At 68.3% G+C, this 17,183-nt stretch carries 16 protein-coding genes and 1 pseudogene; 11 read left to right on the top strand and 6 right to left on the bottom strand.

Features of this window, described 5'->3' with window-relative positions; all coding sequences use genetic code 11:
- Positions 1-39 precede the first annotated feature (39 nt).
- Both UK23_RS30000 and UK23_RS29995 read left to right on the top strand, forming a co-directional pair.
- Positions 40-1,137, top strand: a pseudogene (locus tag UK23_RS30000) (MFS transporter); the annotation flags it as partial.
- 14 nt (positions 1,138-1,151) lie between these two features.
- Positions 1,152-2,378, top strand: a complete 1,227-nt coding sequence (locus UK23_RS29995; RefSeq protein ID WP_231114739.1) for an MFS transporter — start codon at positions 1,152-1,154, stop codon at positions 2,376-2,378.
- On the opposite strand, the gene UK23_RS29990 is transcribed toward UK23_RS29995, so the two are convergent.
- Complete coding sequence (locus UK23_RS29990) at positions 2,285-2,878, bottom strand: DedA family protein (RefSeq protein ID WP_052685186.1); 594 nt, start codon at positions 2,876-2,878, stop codon at positions 2,285-2,287. The genes UK23_RS29995 and UK23_RS29990 overlap by 94 nt on opposite strands.
- Before the next feature lie 115 nt (positions 2,879-2,993).
- Between UK23_RS29990 and UK23_RS29985 the strand changes: the two genes are divergently transcribed.
- The 3 genes from UK23_RS29985 to UK23_RS29975 are packed head-to-tail and all read left to right on the top strand — an operon-like array spanning position 2,994 to position 5,214.
- The gene (locus tag UK23_RS29985; RefSeq protein WP_045315033.1) at positions 2,994-3,548 is read left to right on the top strand and encodes a hypothetical protein; all 555 of its coding nucleotides are present in this window, start codon (positions 2,994-2,996) and stop codon (positions 3,546-3,548) included.
- Positions 3,545-4,591 carry a sensor histidine kinase gene (locus UK23_RS29980; protein WP_045315032.1) on the top strand — a complete coding sequence of 349 codons (1,047 nt, stop codon included), beginning with the start codon at positions 3,545-3,547 and terminating at the stop codon, positions 4,589-4,591. Before UK23_RS29985 ends, UK23_RS29980 begins: the two co-directional genes overlap by 4 nt.
- Positions 4,588-5,214, top strand: a complete 627-nt coding sequence (locus tag UK23_RS29975; protein WP_045315031.1) for a response regulator — start codon at positions 4,588-4,590, stop codon at positions 5,212-5,214. The genes UK23_RS29980 and UK23_RS29975 overlap by 4 nt, the downstream gene beginning before the upstream one ends.
- A gap of 4 nt (positions 5,215-5,218) precedes the next feature.
- On the opposite strand, the gene UK23_RS29970 is transcribed toward UK23_RS29975, so the two are convergent.
- Positions 5,219-5,485, bottom strand: a complete 267-nt coding sequence (locus tag UK23_RS29970) for a DUF6289 family protein (protein WP_156213476.1) — start codon at positions 5,483-5,485, stop codon at positions 5,219-5,221.
- Between the two features lie 275 nt (positions 5,486-5,760).
- Here UK23_RS29970 and UK23_RS29965 point away from each other — a divergent pair, with 275 nt between their 5' ends.
- From UK23_RS29965 to UK23_RS29955, 3 genes are all read left to right on the top strand, one after another.
- Entirely contained in the window at positions 5,761-6,546 is a 786-nt protein-coding gene (locus UK23_RS29965; RefSeq protein ID WP_045315029.1) for a hypothetical protein, read from the top strand.
- Positions 6,547-6,631: 85 nt separating this feature from the next.
- On the top strand, positions 6,632-7,984 hold the full coding sequence (locus tag UK23_RS29960) for a gamma-glutamyltransferase (protein ID WP_052685185.1): 1,353 nt from the start codon (positions 6,632-6,634) through the stop codon (positions 7,982-7,984).
- A 64-nt stretch (positions 7,985-8,048) separates the two neighbouring features.
- The gene (locus UK23_RS29955) at positions 8,049-9,242 is read left to right on the top strand and encodes a sugar efflux transporter (RefSeq protein ID WP_156213475.1); all 1,194 of its coding nucleotides are present in this window, start codon (positions 8,049-8,051) and stop codon (positions 9,240-9,242) included.
- Here the strand turns inward: UK23_RS29955 and UK23_RS29950 are convergent.
- The gene (locus UK23_RS29950) at positions 9,202-10,914 is read right to left on the bottom strand and encodes a serine/threonine-protein kinase (RefSeq protein ID WP_045315027.1); all 1,713 of its coding nucleotides are present in this window, start codon (positions 10,912-10,914) and stop codon (positions 9,202-9,204) included. The genes UK23_RS29955 and UK23_RS29950 overlap by 41 nt on opposite strands.
- 61 nt (positions 10,915-10,975) lie before the next feature.
- Here UK23_RS29950 and UK23_RS29945 point away from each other — a divergent pair, with 61 nt between their 5' ends.
- Positions 10,976-11,755: an FHA domain-containing protein gene (locus tag UK23_RS29945; RefSeq protein ID WP_045315026.1), complete on the top strand. Its 780-nt coding sequence runs from the start codon at positions 10,976-10,978 to the stop codon at positions 11,753-11,755.
- Here UK23_RS29945 and UK23_RS29940 read toward each other — a convergent pair.
- Complete coding sequence (locus tag UK23_RS29940; RefSeq protein WP_052685182.1) at positions 11,685-13,082, bottom strand: AfsR/SARP family transcriptional regulator; 1,398 nt, start codon at positions 13,080-13,082, stop codon at positions 11,685-11,687. The two genes, UK23_RS29945 and UK23_RS29940, sit on opposite strands and share 71 nt — an antisense overlap.
- A gap of 180 nt (positions 13,083-13,262) precedes the next feature.
- Here UK23_RS29940 and UK23_RS29935 point away from each other — a divergent pair, with 180 nt between their 5' ends.
- Together UK23_RS29935 and UK23_RS29930 are read left to right on the top strand one after the other, a co-directional pair.
- On the top strand, positions 13,263-14,183 hold the full coding sequence (locus tag UK23_RS29935; protein WP_045315025.1) for a hypothetical protein: 921 nt from the start codon (positions 13,263-13,265) through the stop codon (positions 14,181-14,183).
- On the top strand, positions 14,180-14,707 hold the full coding sequence (locus UK23_RS29930; RefSeq protein ID WP_231114738.1) for a histidine phosphatase family protein: 528 nt from the start codon (positions 14,180-14,182) through the stop codon (positions 14,705-14,707). Before UK23_RS29935 ends, UK23_RS29930 begins: the two co-directional genes overlap by 4 nt.
- On the opposite strand, the gene UK23_RS29925 is transcribed toward UK23_RS29930, so the two are convergent.
- The gene (locus tag UK23_RS29925) at positions 14,694-15,848 is read right to left on the bottom strand and encodes a metallophosphoesterase (RefSeq protein WP_045315024.1); all 1,155 of its coding nucleotides are present in this window, start codon (positions 15,846-15,848) and stop codon (positions 14,694-14,696) included. The two genes, UK23_RS29930 and UK23_RS29925, sit on opposite strands and share 14 nt — an antisense overlap.
- Before the next feature lie 32 nt (positions 15,849-15,880).
- On the bottom strand, positions 15,881-17,183 hold a 1,303-nt coding region (locus tag UK23_RS53010), incomplete at its 5' end, for a hypothetical protein (protein WP_045315023.1).

Genomic DNA, 17,183 nt, shown 5'->3' with positions numbered 1-17,183 from the left:
GGATGAAGGTTCCCTTCATCGTTTCGGGGGTGACCGGGTTCACCGGGGCTGCTGATCTCCGGCTACGCGCTCGGGGTGGTGGTGGGCGCGCCGTTGCTGACCGTGCTGGGTGGGCGGTTGCCGCGCAAGAAGATGCTCATGGCGCTGATGGTGCTGTTCATCGCGGGCAACCTCGTCTCGGCGCTCGCGAACACCTACGAGGTGCTCATGAGCGGGCGCGTCATCGCGGCGCTGGCGCACGGGGCGTTCTTCGGCGTCGGGTCGGTTGTTGCTGCTGACCTCGTGGCGCCGCAACGCAAAGCGAGCGCTATCGCGTTGATGTTCACCGGTCTGACCGTGGCGAACGTGCTGGGCGTGCCGATGGGGACGGCGCTCGGGCAGGCGCTGGGATGGCAGTCGACGTTCTGGGCGGTCACGGGGCTGGGCGTGATCGGCCTGCTCGGGATCCTGTTGCTGGTGCCCCAGCAGCAAGCGCAGTCCAACGATCTGCGCAGCGAACTGGCCGTGTTCCGGAACCCGCAGGTGTGGCTCGCACTGCTGATGACCGCGCTCGGGTTCGCGGGCGTCTTCGCGTCGTTCACCTGCATCGCGCCGATGATGACGCAGGTCGCGGGCTTCTCAACCGGAGCGGTCACGTGGCTGTTGGTGCTGTTCGGCGTGGGGTTGTTCGCGGGCAATCTGCTCGGCGGCAAGGCAGCCGACCGGTCGGTGATGAAGAGCACCGTGATCATCCTGAGCAGCTTGGCCGTGGTCCTGACGGCGTTCGTGTTCACCGCGCACTCGATGCCGCTGGCCGCGATCACGATCGTGTTGTTCGGCGCGGCCGGGTTCGCGACGGTTCCGCCGTTGCAGATGCGGGGCATGCAGACCGCGGCGGGGGCGCCGGCGCTGGCCAGTGCGGCGAACATCGCGGCGTTCAACCTCGGCAACGCCGGCGGGGCGTGGCTCGGTGGGCTGGCGATCGAGCACGGCCTCGGGTACACGGCGCCGAACTGGATCGGCGCGCTGCTGGCCGTGGCTGGTCTCGTGGTGGCGGTGATCTCGATCTCGCTCGAGGAGCGTGTGAGCAGCGGCACCGCCGGGAAGGCTTCTGAAGCGCGTCAGAACGACCGTAAAATCGTTCCGCTTGCTAACTAGTCTGAAGGGGAGCCGTGAACACCACCCGCGCCATGACCGCGCTCGCGCTCGGCGGGTTCGGCATCGGTACGACCGAGTTCGCGACGATGGGGCTGCTGCCGCAGATCGCGGAGACGTTCAAGATCCCGGACTACGAGGCGGGGCACGCGATCAGCCTCTACGCCGCCGGCGTGGTGGTCGGAGCGCCGTTGATCGCGGTGCTCGGGGCGAAGCTGCCGCGCAAGGGGATGCTCATCGGGCTGATGCTCGCGGTGGCGTTGGGCAACGGACTGAGTGCCGCGGCGCAGGACAAGAACCTGCTCCTGATCGCCCGGTTTGTCGCCGGACTGCCGCACGGCGCGTTCTTCGGCATCGCGGCGGTGGTGGCGGCAACGCTCGTGGCACCCGAACGGCGCGGTACGGCTGTTGCGCGCGTGATGGTCGGTCTGACCGTGGCGAACCTCGTCGGCGTGCCGCTCGCTACGGCGGCGGGGCAGCAGATCGGGTGGCGCACGGCGTACCTGGCGGTGGCGGTGATCGCCCTCATCACGGCGGCGGCCATCGGAGCGTGGGTGCCGAAGATGGCCAAGGTCGAGGGCGCGTCGATGAAGGGCGAGGTCCGCGCGTTCGGCCGGCCGACGGTGTGGTTCGCGATCTTCACCGGCATGATCGGCTTCGGCGGGATGTTCGCCGTCTACTCCTATGTCGCGCCGCTGACGACCGAGGTCGCGGGGCTTTCGCAGACGGCGGTCCCGTGGATGCTCGCGGTGTTCGGCCTCGGCATGACCCTGGGCGCGACCTTCGGCGGCAGGTTCGTCGACCGGTCCGCGATGGGCTCGGTGTTCGGCGGCCTGATCGCGGTCTGCCTGATCCTGGTCCTTTTTGGACTGACGGCGACGGTTCCCGTGTTCCTGTTCGTCAACCTGTTCCTGCTCGGGTTCGTGGTGCAGATTCTGGCCGCGGCACTGCAGATCCGGCTGATGGACGCCTCGCCGGACGCGCCGTCGCTGGCGTCCTCGTCGAACCACTCGTCGCTCAACGTCGCGAACGGCGCGGGCGCGTGGCTCGGTGGCCTCGCGATCGCGGCGGGCTGGGGTTACACCAGCACGGCGTGGGTCGGTGTGGCGCTTTCGCTGGCGGGCTTGGCGATCGCCGCCGCGTCGGTGGTCTACGAGCGGCGCGCCTTCAAGCGCGAGACCACGAACCAGGCGATGGCGATGGCCAGCGCGGCGAGCACCGCCGTCGAGACCCAGCCCAGGTAACGGTCGATCAACTCGTAGTTCTCGCCGAGCGCGTACCCGGCGAGGATCAGCGCGGAGTTCCACACCAGGCTGCCCGCCGCGGTGTAGAGGGTGAACCGGCCGAGCGGCATCCCGGACACCCCGGCCGGGATGGAGATCAGGCTCCGCACCACGGGCACCATCCGACCGACGAACACGGCGGCGTTGCCGTGCCTGTCGAACCACGCGTCGGCTTTGTCCACATCGGACACCGAGACGAACGGCACGCGCTCGGCGATGCGCCGCAACCGCTCCAAACCGAGCCAGGCGCCCAGGAAGTACAGCACCAGCGCGCCGGCGACCGAGCCCGCCGTGGTCCACAGAATGGCCGCGAGCAGCGAGATCTTGCCCTGCCCCGCGGTGAACCCGGCCAGCGGCAGGATCACCTCGCTCGGCACCGGCGGGAACACGTTCTCCAGCGCGACCGCGAGCCCCGCGCCCGGCGATCCCAGCGCCTCCATCAGCCGCGTGATCCACTCCATGACCTGATTTACCCGTTTTGCCCCGTCCCTCAACCCACGGGTGGAGACGGATCTCCACCCGGGCTACAGCGCAGGGTCCACGCGCTGACCTGCGCGAATTCCTAACGTTGAGGCCATGACAGGGACTGTGCAGATTGTGCTGATCGCCGCCGCGATCATCTACGTGATGGCGCGCCGGCTGATGGGGGAGCCCGCGGTGGGCAAGCGGCTGCTCGTGCTCCCGGCGGTGCTCGGGATCATCGGGCTGACGCAGACGTCCGTGCACTCGCTGACCGCGATCGTGTTCCTCGTGGCCAGCGCGGCGCTCAGCGTCGTCTTCGGCCTGCTGAGGGGGCTGACGATCCGCACGTACGAACAGAACGGCATCGTGATGCTCCGCTACACCGCCATGACGATCGTGCTGTGGCTGGCCAGCATCGCCGCGCGGCTCGCCGCCGTGTTCGTGATGAACCTGATCGACCCCGGCGCGGTGCAGTCCGGCAACGGGCTGATGCTCGTGGTCGGAGCGGGTCTTCTCGCCGAGGGACTGGTCGTGCTGTTCAAGGCCGTGCGGGTGCCCGGCCAGGTCGTGTGGTCGAAGGGGCGCCGGGGCGCACCGCACCGCACGTCGCCGTTCCTGGACTCGTGGCAGCAGAAGGTGCACGAAACCAGGCATGATTCATCCCGATGATGTTCGCTGACGGGTTGTTCCGGCCGCTGGTCGCACTGGTGATCTCCGTGCTCACGGTGATCCACCTGATCGACCGGCCGCCGCACCTGCCCGAGCTGACCTGGACCCTGACCGCCGTGGCGATCGCCGCGGCGGTCACGTCCGCGTTCGTGCTGGACCGGCTGTCCGAACGCTGGGCCATCGCGGTGGTCACGGTGTTCGTGCTGGTCAGTGCCCCGCTGTTCGCGCTGGCACCGGCCACCGCCGCGGTCGCCTTCGTGTTCCTCGCGACCAGCACCGCCGGTCGTCGCCTGCGGTCCATGCAACTCGCCATCGGGCTGGCGGTCGCGGGCTCGTTGCTCACGACGTACTCGACGTGGCTGGTGGACTCGCCGGACGGCCCGTCCTGGTGGCTGTGCCTCACCGCGGGGCTGCCGGTGTTCTTCGGCTTGATCCGCCGCGAACGCGCCAACGCCCAGGTGGCCGCCGAGTACGCCGCGGCGCTGGAGGAACGTGGCCGGATCGCGCGCGAGATCCACGACGTGGTCGGGCATTCGCTGTCCGGTATCGCCGTGCAGCTCGACATGGCCGACGCCCTGCACGCCGCGGGCAAGACTGCCGAGGCCAACGAAGCCGTGCTGCGCGCACGGGCGTTGGCGGTGTCCGGGCTCAAGGAGACCCGACGCGCCGTGCACGCGTTGAAGGACGCCGCCCTGCCGTTGCCGGAGTCGATCGCCAAGCTCGCCGAGACCCATGGCGCGTCGTTCCGCGTTGTCGGCGAGGACGCGGTGAGCGTGGAGATCGCGCAGGCGATCATCCGTGCCGCGCAGGAAGCCCTGACCAACGCGCACAAGCACGCTCCCGGCGCGGACGTGGAGATCGTGCTGGAGTACACGGCGTCGACTATCAAGCTGACCGTGACCGACAACGGTCCGGCAGGGGAGCCTCAGCATGGTGGGATGGGCCTCAACGGCATGCGCGAGAGAGCTGCTTTGCTTGGTGGAACCCTGTTCGCGGGCCCGGAAGGTCCAGGATGGACGGTCAGGATGGAGCTGCCGCGATGATCAGGCTGTTGATCGTGGACGACCAGGCGGCGATCCGCGACGCGCTCGCAGTCATGCTCGACCTCGATCCGGACATCTCCGTCGTCGGCACCGCGTCCAACGGCCAGGAAGCCCTTGCGGCCGTTGAGGAACTGACGCCCGAGGTCGTGCTGATGGACCTCAACATGCCGGTCATGGGCGGCGCCGAGGCCACCGGCACACTGCGCGAATCGCATCCGGACCTGCCGGTCGTCGTGCTGACCACGTTCGACGACGATGACTCGATCCTGGCGGCGTTGCGCGCGGGTGCTCGCGGCTACCTGACCAAGGACGCCGACCGCGGCACGATCATCCAGGCCGTGCGCGGCGCGCACGCCGGCAACGCGATCCTCGACCCGGCCGTGCAGCTGCGGCTGCTGGACCTCGCCAGCCGCAAACCCGTTGAACAGCCAGGAATCGATCTCACCGCCCGCGAACGCGAGGTGCTCGACCTCATCGGCGAAGGCCTGCGCAACGGGGAGATCGCCCGCCGGTTGTTCATCAGCGAGGCGACCGTGAAGACGCACATCAACAACCTGTTCGCCAAGGCGGACCTGCATTCTCGCGCGGACGCGGTCAGGCTCGCCCTGGCGCTCAGGGGCTGACCTCTCAGGGGTTCGGGTGCGTCGGCGGGTCGCACGGAACCTTGCCGACGGTGACGTGGTTCGTCTGCACGCCCCAGCTCTCGCGCGGGTCGCCGCAGCCCCACCACGCCTGGCCGACGAGATCCTGGTGCTGGTAGTCGTTGTAGTAGCTGACCACGATCAGCATGCCCGGCGTCGGGAACGGAAGGGTCGGGTCCGCGGTGGCCGGCGCCGCTGCGGCGGTCGTGACGGCAGCGGCGAACAGGGTCGCCGTCAGTGCGCGCTTGAACATCGAACAGTCCTCTCGGATCAGGGACATTCCACCTGATGCGGCGTTCCAGCCCGTTCCACGACCGTTCCGCGCCGGCCACCGGGAAGCGCGGTATGAGGAATGATCGCGATTCCGGCCGGACTAATCCGATGAATCATGTAAACAGCAGTCAAGATGTGTCACTTTAGTTGACATCGCAGGTCGAGACCTCCTACCTTCGTCTGCATAAGGGCATCGAAGTCCGCCGCCCGATGTGCTCCCCTGTCGAATCGCCGCCAGGAAGGACGCACCGAACGATGGAATCGCGCATCACCCGCAGGGCGGCCCTCACAGCTGCCGCTCTGATGATCGTCACGGTGAACCCCGCGTCGGCTCTCGCTCCCGCTTGGGCACCGAACCCGCAGACGGACGGGCTCAAGGCGTTCGAGGGCATCGAGGTCGACCGCGGCAACAAGTTCCCCGAGCGCAAGGGCAAGTACATCGTCGTCGAGGGCGACCACTACCGGTTCAACATCTGGAAGAACGACCGCGACACCACCGGTGGCGGTGACCGTCAGCGCACCGAGTCCAAGGGCATGGTGACGGGCGGCAGCGCTCTCAAGCTCAAGAACGGCGAGACGTGGGTCATCTCGTACGAGATGTACATGCCGTCATCGCTGCACGGCACGAGCAAGTTCACGCACATCTTCCAAACCAAGACGCCGTCGACCAACGGCGGTCCGTGGACGACCCTGTCGTTGAGTCGCAGCGGTAGCACCGAAACCATCCGGGCGCGCGCGTTCAGCACGTCCGGCGCTCCGGACATCGCCTCCGGGAACCTGGCCCCGCTGCGCGACAAGTGGGTCACGGTCGAGTGGACGATCACGCCGGGCTCGAGCGGCACCGTCGGATTCGTGCTGCGCAACGGCACGGGCTCCGGCGCGCCGATCGCGTTCCAGGGCAAGCGTTCCGGCGTGAAGATCCCGGACGAGGGCGACTACATCCGGCCGAAGTGGGGCATCTACCGCTCGGTCGAGAGCGCGTCGTCGGACATCCTGGACACCTACATCAACTTCCGGAACTACACGGCTACCAAGAAGTAACTGAGCCGGGTGGCCCCCTGATCGCGAACAGGTCTACCGTTGATTGCCTTCTCTTTCCCAAATGGGAGAAACACGGAGGTCGACGGTGCGAGGCGCGATCGCGGCGGGCCACCCGCTCACCGCACAGGCGGGCGCGGCGATGCTGCGCGCCGGGGGGAACGCGGTCGACGCGGCCGTCGCGGCGATGCTCACGTCGTGCGTGACGGAGCCGCTGCTCACCGGGCTCGGCGCAGCTGGGTACATGCTCATCGCCCCGGCCGGCGAAACCCCTGTGCTGCTGGACTTCTCGGCCGAGGCACCGGGCCGCGCGCCGCAGGCCGACAGGGCGGACCTCGACCCCATCACCGTCCACTTCGGTGACGCGTCCCAGGAATTCCACGTGGGACCGTCGTCCGTCGCGGCCTACGGAATGCCCGCCGGTGCGGCGACTGCCGCCACCTACGGCCGGGCGCCGCTCGATGAACTCGTGGCCACGGCGGCGAAACACGCCCGCGAAGGTCACCGGGTGAACCGCTACCAGGCCTACGTCACCTCACTGCTGCTGCCGCTCGCTCACAGCGCGGGCCTCACCGCGTTCGAGGAAGGCGAGCTCCTCGTCCAGCCCCACGTCGCCGAAGCCCTGGAACGACTCGGCAAGGACGGCGCGGCACCGTTTTACACCGGCGACATCGCCCACGCGATCGCCGACGAGATCACCCGCAACGGCGGCGACCTGAGCCGGGAAGACCTGAAAGCTTATGAAGTCGCCACCCGGGAACCGCTGCACGTCCGCCACCGCGGCCGTGACATCCACACGAACCCACCACCCGCGGCGGGTGGTGCGTTGCTCACGCAGATGCTGGAAGCGTTGCCGGACAACCCGTCGCAACAAGATCTCATCCGCGCGATGGCCGCACCGAAGACCCATCTGAACCGCCTCGGCTCCACCACGCACATCTCCGTGCTCGACGCCGACGGCACGGCCTGCTCGGTCACGACGACGAACGGCGCGGGCTCCGGCATCTCGATCGCGGGCGTGCACCTGAACAACATGATGGGGGAGGAGGACCTGTCGCCCGACGGGTTCTTCAGCCACGCGCCCGGCGACCGGCTGCCGTCGATGATGTCGCCGACCGTGGTGACCAACCACGGGGGAGCCGAGCTCGTGCTCGGCAGTGCCGGGTCAAGCCGGATCTGCGGCGCGATCCTGCAGGTGCTCGTGAACGTCCTCGACCGCGGCATGCCCGCCCAGGACGCCGTCGACGCACCCCGATTCCACCTCGGCGGAGATCATCTTCACGTCGAACCGGGAATTCGTCCGGAAACTGAACTCCCGGTTACGCGATTTCGCGCGCCGAACATGTTCTTCGGCGGTTGCCAGGTGGTCGAGATGACCGGATCAGGCCTGCTCAGGGGTGGTGGAGATCACCGTCGGGACGGTGCTGTCGTCATTGTGTGAGACATTGCCCGCATAATGGGAAATCTAGTTTCCTGATTGACCAGTCAACAAGCACGATAGCTGCGTGACGGCACTACGCGAGAGAACCTCCTCGCCGCTACTTTCCCGAACGTTCCTGCAACTGTCCGTCATCAGCGTCGTGTCCGGCGTGTCGATGGCGTTCGCGATGCCGTTCGGCTCCCTGTTCCTCACCTCCGTGATCGGGGTTTCGTCGGTTCAGCTCAGCGTCTTCCTGATCGCGAGCCCGCTCGCGTCCGTGGTCGCCAGCACGATCATGGGCAAGCTGTCGGACGGCCGGGTCCAGCGCCGGTACATGCTCGTGGCGGGCGGCCTCGCCGGCACGATCGGCTACGGCCTGTACTCCGTGCTGCGCGACTACTGGCTCCTGCTCGGCACGTCCGTGATCTTCGTGGCGATCACGTCGTCGTTGTTGCCGCAGCTCTTCGCGTATGGCCGTCAGGTCTCACAAGGACCGTCGATGACCGTCAGCGTGCTGCGCACCCTGCTCTCCGTCGCGTGGGTGGCCGGTCCGCCGCTGGCCGCGCTGGTCGTCGCCAACATCGGCTGGGTGGGCCTCTTCGGCGCCTCGGCGATCCTCCAGTTCGGCGTCGCCGTGCTGGCGATCCTTCTGCCGGAGCCGAAGGCAGAACCCGAACAGGCGACGGTCGAGGAGACCGGGCACTCGCGCGCCGGGTTCTCGATCGTCATGGCCGCGTTCGTGCTCCTGCAGGGCTCCGTCGCGCTCGCGGTGAGCGGTCTGCCGCTGTTCGTCACGGCCAACCTCGAAGGCACGGTGGGTGACGCGGGCCTCGCGATGGGACTCTGCGCGGCGCTCGAGATCCCGATGATGCTGTGGTTCGGGGCGTTGGCGAACCGGATGTCGCAGCACAAGCTCGTGGTCATCGGCGCGGCGATCTCGTTGAGCTACCACGGGTTGATGGTGTTCACCCAGGCCGTGTGGCAGGTGATGGCCCTGCAGCTGCTGCACGCCACGGTCATCTCGTTGATCATGGGCGTGGGCATCACGTACTTCCAGAGCCTCGACCCCGAACGACCCGGCCACGCCACGACGATGTTCAGCAACACCCAGATCATCGGCGGCATGGTCGCGGGCGCCCTGGTAGGCCTGGCGAAGGAGTTCGGCTACCGCTGGATCTACGGGTTCAGCCTCTCGATGTGCGTGCTCGGGCTGGCGTTGCTGCTCGTCGCGGGCAGGGTCAGGGCAGCCGCGGAACCACGGCTTTCGCCAGCTCGGTAGCACCGGGGCACAACGACGTGCCCTCGGCGAGCTTCTCCTCCCGGAGCATGACGCGGACGAACTCGATCCGCTTGTCCTCCTCGTTGCCCTCCCTGGCGACGCGATGCTGGATCTTCACCTGGCACTCGCCCTCGTCCGGCTTCGGCTCGATGCGGGCGGCAAGTCCGCGGCCGACGTCGACGACCTCGCCGTCGTCGGACTCGAACGGCCCCTGGCGGCTGAACTCGATCTCGATCTGCCGCGGCGTGTAGTCCCAGCCGCAGCCCCAGGAACCGAGCTCACCCCACGGGTACGGGGTCGCCGCCGACTTCAGCTGCGCCACCAGGTCCCCCTCGCTGAGGAGGCGGCACGCGTCGGCGTTGGCGAGCGAGTCCTTGGGCCACGGCTCCTTGCGGCGCGGGATCTGGTGTTCCGAAAGCACGGCATGTGCGCGCTCGCCGGCGATCTGGGCGATGTCGCACAACGGCTGCCCAGGGCCGCCCTTGGCCTCGATCTGCAGGCTGTTGCCGTCGACCAGCACGATCGACTTCGTGCATTTGTCCTGGACGGACCCGATCTGGGTGACCGCACCGAGTTGTCCCGTCAACTTCTCCGTGCCGTACTGGACGAACTGCTTCACGAAGTAGTCGACGACCACGCCGTCCTCGCCCTTTTCGTCGAAGGCGACCCAGCTGCTGCAACCGTTGAACCAGTACGAGCTTTCCGCGCTGGTGTCGACGTGGTGCACGTTGAGACGCTGGAAGTCGTCCTTGCTCGCGGTCAGGCCGCACACGTCCATCGTGCGGGGATCGCCGACCGTGCCGGCCACCGGCAGCCGCGAGTAGATCACCGCACCCGCCACGACCACGGCGACGAGAGCGGCCGCACCGATCACGACGGCCTTGCGGCGCCGCGGGTTCGGCAGCTTCACACCCTCCAGCAACGGGCGGACGTTCTCGGTGGCCGGCCGGTCCTGCGGGTCGCGCTGCATCAGCTGGGCCAGCAGGTCGCCGAACGGGCCGTCGTGCTGCGGCGGCGTGATGTCGTAGGCCTTGGCGCGGCGGAGCTGTTCGGAGGATCCGGCGTCCGGGGATCCCCACGGCGATGTGCCCTCCACGGCCGCGAACAGCGTGGCGCCTAATGCGAAGACGTCCGACGCGGGCCGGGCCTCGTGCCCGTCCGCGACCTCGGGCGCCAGGTACGCGGCTGTTCCGGCCACGTCACCGCCGCCCACGCGGGTCTGCTCCGCCCACCGCGAGATGCCGAAGTCGCTGAGCTTCGCCACGTCGTTGTCGCCGACCAGGACGTTGCCGGGCTTCACGTCCCGGTGGACCATGCCCTTCGCGTGCATGGCCGCCAGCGCTTCCGCCAGCTGCGCACCGATCTTCGTGGCCCGCTGCGGGCTGATCGGGCCGTCCGCCTCGATGATCTCCGCCAGCGACCGCGACGGCAGGTACTCCATGACCAGCCACTGGTCGGCGCCGTCGGTCACGGTGCCGTGCACGGCGATCACGTTCGGGTGACTGAGCTCGCCGCCGATGCGCGCCTCGTGGCCCGCGTCGCCCTCACGCGGCCGCTTCAGCGCGACTGTCTCCTGCAGCTGCAGGTCTGTAGCTCGCCAGACATCTCCCATGCCTCCCGCGCCGAGGTGCTCTTCGAGCCGGTACCTGTCCGCGATAGTGCGCCCAACCACGAACCTGGATCTTAGGGAGGGGTCCCCACCCCGTGGGTGCACACTGCCAAGAATTGTTCGGATGAAAATATTTCCCGAGGGGGACGAGGTGTTCGAGAGCTTGGCACGGCAGGTGCCCAAGACGGTGCCCGGCGGGATTGTCGCGCTGGCGGTCACGGGCCGTGTGAACAGCGCGCCTGTCGACGGCCACACGGTTGTGTTCGGGCGGAATCGGCCCGATGTCGACATCTGTGTGGGGGAGAGCGACCTGCGGGTGTCACGGCGGCATGGCGCGCTGACGTGCCGTGAGGGCGCGTGGTGGGTGAGCAACCTCGGCCGGCTGCCGATCCGGTTGCCGAAGTCGCGGTGGCTGTTCCCGGACGAGGACGCGGTGCCTTTGTCCGACGGGTACACGCCGTTGTTCATCCGCGGCACCCGCGACCGCGAGCACCTGCTGGAGCTGTACGTGGCGGGTCCGGACGGTGGCCAGCCCGCGGTGCCGCACGGCGCCGTGACCGAGCCTCCGCGCCGATGGAGGCTCACCGACGACGAACGGCTGCTGCTCGTCGTGCTCGGCCAGCGCTACCTCATGCACGAGGCGAACCCTCAGCCGCTGGCTCGCCAGCACGTCGCCGAGGTGATGGCGGAGCTGCGGCCGGACGAGGCGTGGAGCCACAAGAAGGTCGAGCACATGGTCGCCGCGGTGCGTTCCCGGTTGTCACGTGAGGGCGTCGCGGGGCTCGTCCGCGAGGAGGTCGGCGAGCCCGTCGGCAACGCGCTCAACGACAACCTCATGCGGGAACTCGTGCTGTCGACGACGCTGGTGCCACCAGATCTGGCGTTGATCGACGCACTCTCTTAAGCGCCCAGCGCTCCGCGTCGTGATCGGCGGCCGTCCGGGGGAGGTGCGGCCGCACCCTGCACGCCACCTTCGCGAGCGCCCGCGGATTCCCGGCGCACAGCTGGATGATCTCCGCCGTCGCCCGCGGCTCCGACCCGATCAGGTCGTCGCCCAGCCGCGCGACGAGCAGGTCCCGCGACTCGCTGTCGGACCACGGTCCCAGCTGCACGCGCGTCGCGTGGTGGCTCACCGCGAGCTCGTCCAACCGGTCGCGGCTGGTGATCAGCACCCGGCAGGTGTCGCTGCCCGGCAGCAACGGGATGACCTGCCGCGCGCTCTGGGCGTTGTCGAGCACGACCAGCATGCGCTTTCCCGCGAGCAGGCTCCGGTAGAGCGCGGCGAGCGCGTGTCCATCAGTCGGCAATGGACTGTCGGTCAGCGTCGACACCAGACCGCGCAACGATTCCACGGTGCCGCGCAACGTTAGATCGGCGAACAATGCACCGTCCGAAAAAGACTGCCGGTGTCCCCAGTGCAACGCGAGCGCGGTCTTGCCGATGCCCTCCCGTCCGGTGATGACGGTGATCGGGCCGTCGCCGAGCTCGACGTCGCGGTTGACGAAACCCGGCAGCGCGGCGGGAAGCTGACGCGGCAACACGCGGCACGGCTGGAGGACTTGCTGGAACACGGTTTGCAGCTCGGGCCCCGGCTCGGAACCGGTTTCATCGCACAGAACGCGCCGGGCGTCGTGGAACGCCTGCAGTGCCTCGCCACCGCGTCCGGCCTGGTGCAGAGCGCGCATCAGCAGGCCGTGCAAGCCTTCCCGCAACGGATGCGCGCGCACGAGAACCGTCAGCTCAGGGATGGTCTCGCGGTGCTTTCCGGTGTGGATCTCGTGATCGAGACAGCGTTCGAGCGCGGCCAGTCGTTCTTCGTCGAGCGCCGCACGTTGCGCGTGGAGTCCGGGCACATCGGCGAGAGGGTCGTTGCGCCACAACATGAGCGCCTCTCGCAGTCGTTCTGGATCGGTTGCGAGGCTCCGAAACGCCGTGAGATCGACGCGTTCCGCAGGTGTTTCCAAGACGTAACCAGGAAGCCGGTGCAAGATCCGGATTTCCGGGTCGGGAGCGAGCATCGCGCGCAAGTGGGAAACGGCTCCCTGAACGATGTTGCGAGCGGTCGGCGGAGGCTCGGAATCCCACAGTGCGTCGATCAACTTCTCGAGCGGCACAACACGGTTGTGCTGCAACAACAACATAGCTAACACCGTTCGCTGATGGGTGCTGCTCAACGAGATCTCGCGTCCCTCGTGCCACGCCACCACGGTCCCCAGCACACCGAACCTCATACCCCGCCTCCCCTGACTCGTGAGTCAGGATTCCGGGGTCCGCGGGGACCGGTCCCGTGACGGAACGTAGACGAGAACGGCTCACGATCTACACAGCGTGCGGTTAGTTGAAGTCAAACGACACGTTCGTGAAAGAACCACGCGTTCGAGTGCCCCTGAGCTACTGGCACACTGCGCTCCGTGCCATCCCAGTTCCCCGACGAACCGACCGAGCGCCATCTCGCGCCGGACCCAGCGTTGATGGAGGCTGCCCGCGCCAGGGGCCGCGAACGCTGGGCCGCGGCAGGCGATCTGCCGGTGCAGGAGGAGAAGCCGCCGAGCCCCAAGCTCAAGCCGCGCGTCGCCGTCATCGCGCTGATCGCCTCGGTCCTGCTCCTCGCGGGAATCGCGGCCGTGACGTTCAGCGGCGGTGACGACACCGGCGACACGGACACCGCGCAGCCCACGCACAGCTACATCCCCGGCCTCATCACGCCGCCGGAGGAGCTGCCGGAGTCGTCCTCGGCGTCGAACGGCATGAACCCGACGCTCGCCTCGTCGGCGCTGGGCCTGATCCCGCCGACGACCACTCCCGGCACCCCGCCGCCCGGTGGCAACAACGACGGCGACCGGGCTCCCGCCGGCGCCAAGTCGCTGACGATGGGACCCGGCTGCGGTGGGTACTCGAGCGTCGGCTCGTACCGCGACGGCCGCAAGGGCTGGGTCGACCACGGCGACGGCAAGTGCGGCAACGCGTTCGTGTCGATCCCGATGTCCGGCGACTCACGCCGCGACGACGCCTCCGCCTACGGGCAGTGGACGTTCAGCGCGTCCGGCTCGTGCGACATCTCGGTGTTCATCCCGAACGGCAGTCTGGAAGAGGTCGGGGGTAACCCGACCGTGTACTACGTCTTCGACCGCGACGGCGTCGGCGGCACCCCGATGGCGTCGTTCGCGATCAAGCAGGTCGACAAGCGCGGTCAGTGGGTCGCGGCGGGGAAGTTCAAGGCCAGCGGAAACCTGACGGTGCAGCTCCTCACGCGAGGTCAGGACTGGAACAACTCCGGACCTACCTACGCCCATCACGCCGCTTCGGCCATCAAGGCAGACTGCACTGCGTGAGAGATCTTCATCTGGTCCGGCACGGCGAAGCGACGAAGGACGAGTCGAGGCTGACCTCGCGCGGCCGCAAGCAGTCGGAACTGCTCGCGGAACGGTTGCGGGGCACGGGTTTCGCGGCGGTGCACCACGGTCCGTTGGCGCGAGCGGCGGAAACCGCGTCGATCATCGCCGAGGTGCTGAAGGTGCCCTGCCGGGCGGAGGCGGCCGCGGACGACTTCGTGCCGCACTTCGTCCCTGATCACGACGAGTTCTTCGACCAGTTCCCGGAGTCGGAACGCACCCGCGGCCCGGCCTTGGCGCACGAGGCCGAGACGCGGTTCGCCCGGCCCGGCGACGGTCCGGTGCTGGTCGTGACGCACGCGTTCCTGATCAGCTGGCTGGTGCGGGACGCGCTGGACGCCCCGCCCGAGCGGTGGCTGACGCTGAACAACGACAACGCCGCGCTGACCGTCATCCGCTACACGAGCGGTCAGTCACCGGCCTTGGTGCGGTTCAACGACGCGGGACATCTCAGCTCGCTTTGAGGGTGAGCAGTGTGATCTCGCTGGGGGCGAAGACGCGCATCGGCGGGCCCCAGAAGCCGGCGCCGCGGCTGGTGTAGAGCTGGGTGCGGTCGCTGTGCCTGGACAGGCCGGCGACCACCGGCTGCTGCAGCCGCACCAGGTAGTGGAACGGCCAGATCTGCCCGCCGTGCGTGTGCCCGGACAGCTGCAGGTCCACGCCCGCGTCGACGGCCTTCTTGATCTCCGACGGCTGGTGCGCGAGGAGCACGACCGGGTCGCTGCCCTGCGTGCCGTTGAGCGCGAGGGTGAGGTCGGCGGCGTGGCCGGGCTCGCCCGAGTGGTCGGCCGTGATGTCGTCGATGCCCGCGAACACCAGGCGGGCGTCGCCGCGCTCCAGCACCGCGTGCTCGTTGTGCAGCGCCTTCCACCCCAGGCGGGTCATCAGGTCGATCCAGCCCTGGGCGTTGGAGTAGTACTCGTGGTTGCCGGTGATGTAGAAGCGGTGCTTCGTGTTGACGTCACCGAGCGGGGTGGCCTGCTCCAGGCGCTGCTCGGCGGTGCCGTCCGCGATGTCACCGACGTGCACGGCAACGTCGGCGTTCAGTTCGTTGACCGCGTCGACCATGCCCCTGGACCACTTGGCGCGGTTGATGGCGCCGTAGTGGGTGTCGGTGATGACGGCGACGGTGAGGCCGTCGAACGCCGGGTCGAGGCGCGGGATGGTGACGTCCTGGCGCTTGATCCTGGGGACGCGCATGGCCTCGTAGACGCCGTACGCGGTGATGGTGACGATCAGGACCGCCAGCAGCACGGCGATGAAACGGGAGCGGAACGGGTTCTCGACACCGCCCAGTGCCAGTGCGAGCCGCACGACGTCGGTGAGGAGCGTCCAGACGAACGCGATCCAGACGAAGCCGAGCAGGAACTGGGAGATGCGCGCGGCGCGGTCACTCGTGCGTTGGGTGAACAGCACGATCATGGAGATCGCTCCGGCCGCGAAGATGACGGCGGCGATCGGGCGGACCGGGTCGGGCCATTCGGCGCCGGCGGCGAACAGGCCCTCGAACGGGACCCAGAACAGCAGCGTGGTGACGCTCAGGAGGACGAGCGTGAAGACCACCCGCCGTACCGTGATGCGGGGCCGGGTCGCGGTGGTCGTCATCGCTCATCCTCCTGAAAGGTCTTACATCTAATTTATGTCAACGCGCGGATGAGGGTTTGCTCGCCCGAGTTGCCGTTGACGTCCGTCACACGTGTTTTGAGGCTGACCGGGCCGGATTTCACTTTCAGCAGAACTCCGCGGTCGCCGGACATGACGTAGGACGCCGTTTGCCACGTCGTTCCGTCGTCGTAGGACACGTCCACGGTGAGCTTCTTGGTTCGACCGGCCGTGGCGGTCTTGTCGAGGCGGAAGGGGATGGTGCTGCCGTTGCGGTCGTCGAACCTGACCGTGGTGAGGGGGAGTGGGCCGGTGGATTGCCGTGAGTCGAACTCCCACGCGGCCTGGACGGTCTTCGTGGCGGCTGCGAGGCGGTAGCGGGCCTGGCCCGGTGGCACCTGGAACGTGCCGCCGTCCGCGCTCGTCGTGCCGTCGACGAGCTTGCCGTCGCGGCGCAGTTCGGTACGGCCCTCCACGCCCATGTCACCGGCGACGCCGTAGTGGCCCGGCGTGTAGTCGGAGAGCAGCGCGAGGTTCGCCGTGATCAAGTTGCCCTTGCGCTCGTGGCGGGTCGCCGTTACTGACGGGCCGTACGCGCCGTGGCTCCACTTCTCGTCGTACTGCTTGCCGTTGGCGTATTTCTGCCAACCCTGTGCCTGCAGGACTTCCTGGTCGGGGCCGACCTGCGCCGCCCACCACTCGACGTCGCCGCTCGAGTGGTAGTAGGTGGTGTGCTTGCCGGGGAACTGGACGTCTTCGGCACCGTCGCCTGGTGGAGGTGTGGAGAGCGGGTGCTCGGCGAAGATGACCCACTGGCCGCTCGCTTCCGGCTTGCCGATCTGCGCCGTGGCTTTGGCGAGGCCGGCGTCCTTCACGTCCGGGAATGTTGCGGTGAGGGCGTTCTCCTTGCTGACCGCGATCGCGCACACGGAGTCGGTGCAGTTCTTGCTGCCCTTGACGTTCCTGACGAACTGGACGGCCGTGTAGATCATGCCGTTCGCGCTGCCGGGTGCCACGTAAACCTCGTCGCCCTGGCTGGCGAACGCCGATCCGTTCGGTGCGCCGAGGCTGGTGCCGATGGAACCGGTGCCCTTCGTGCCGTTGACGGTGGCTTCGAGCTTCACGCCCTTGCGGGCGTCGAGGGTGAGTTCGGCGCCGTCCGGGCCGACCGTGACGTCTTGCGCGACAAGCGTTTGCGACGGTTCCCACGGCGGCCTGCCCTCGATCGGGCTCGGCACCCACGTGAAGACCGTGTAGCGGCCCTGCGGGACATCTCCCTGCAGTGCGCGGCCGTTGCCGATGCCGCCCGCGTACATCTTGTTGTTGGTGTGGTTGGCC

Origin of the sequence: Lentzea aerocolonigenes, assembly GCF_000955955.1 — a bacterium.
Classification (GTDB): domain Bacteria; phylum Actinomycetota; class Actinomycetes; order Mycobacteriales; family Pseudonocardiaceae; genus Lentzea; species Lentzea aerocolonigenes_A.
The sequence above is the reverse complement of the archived record's forward strand: the minus strand, read 5'-3'. Positions and strand labels throughout refer to the sequence as shown.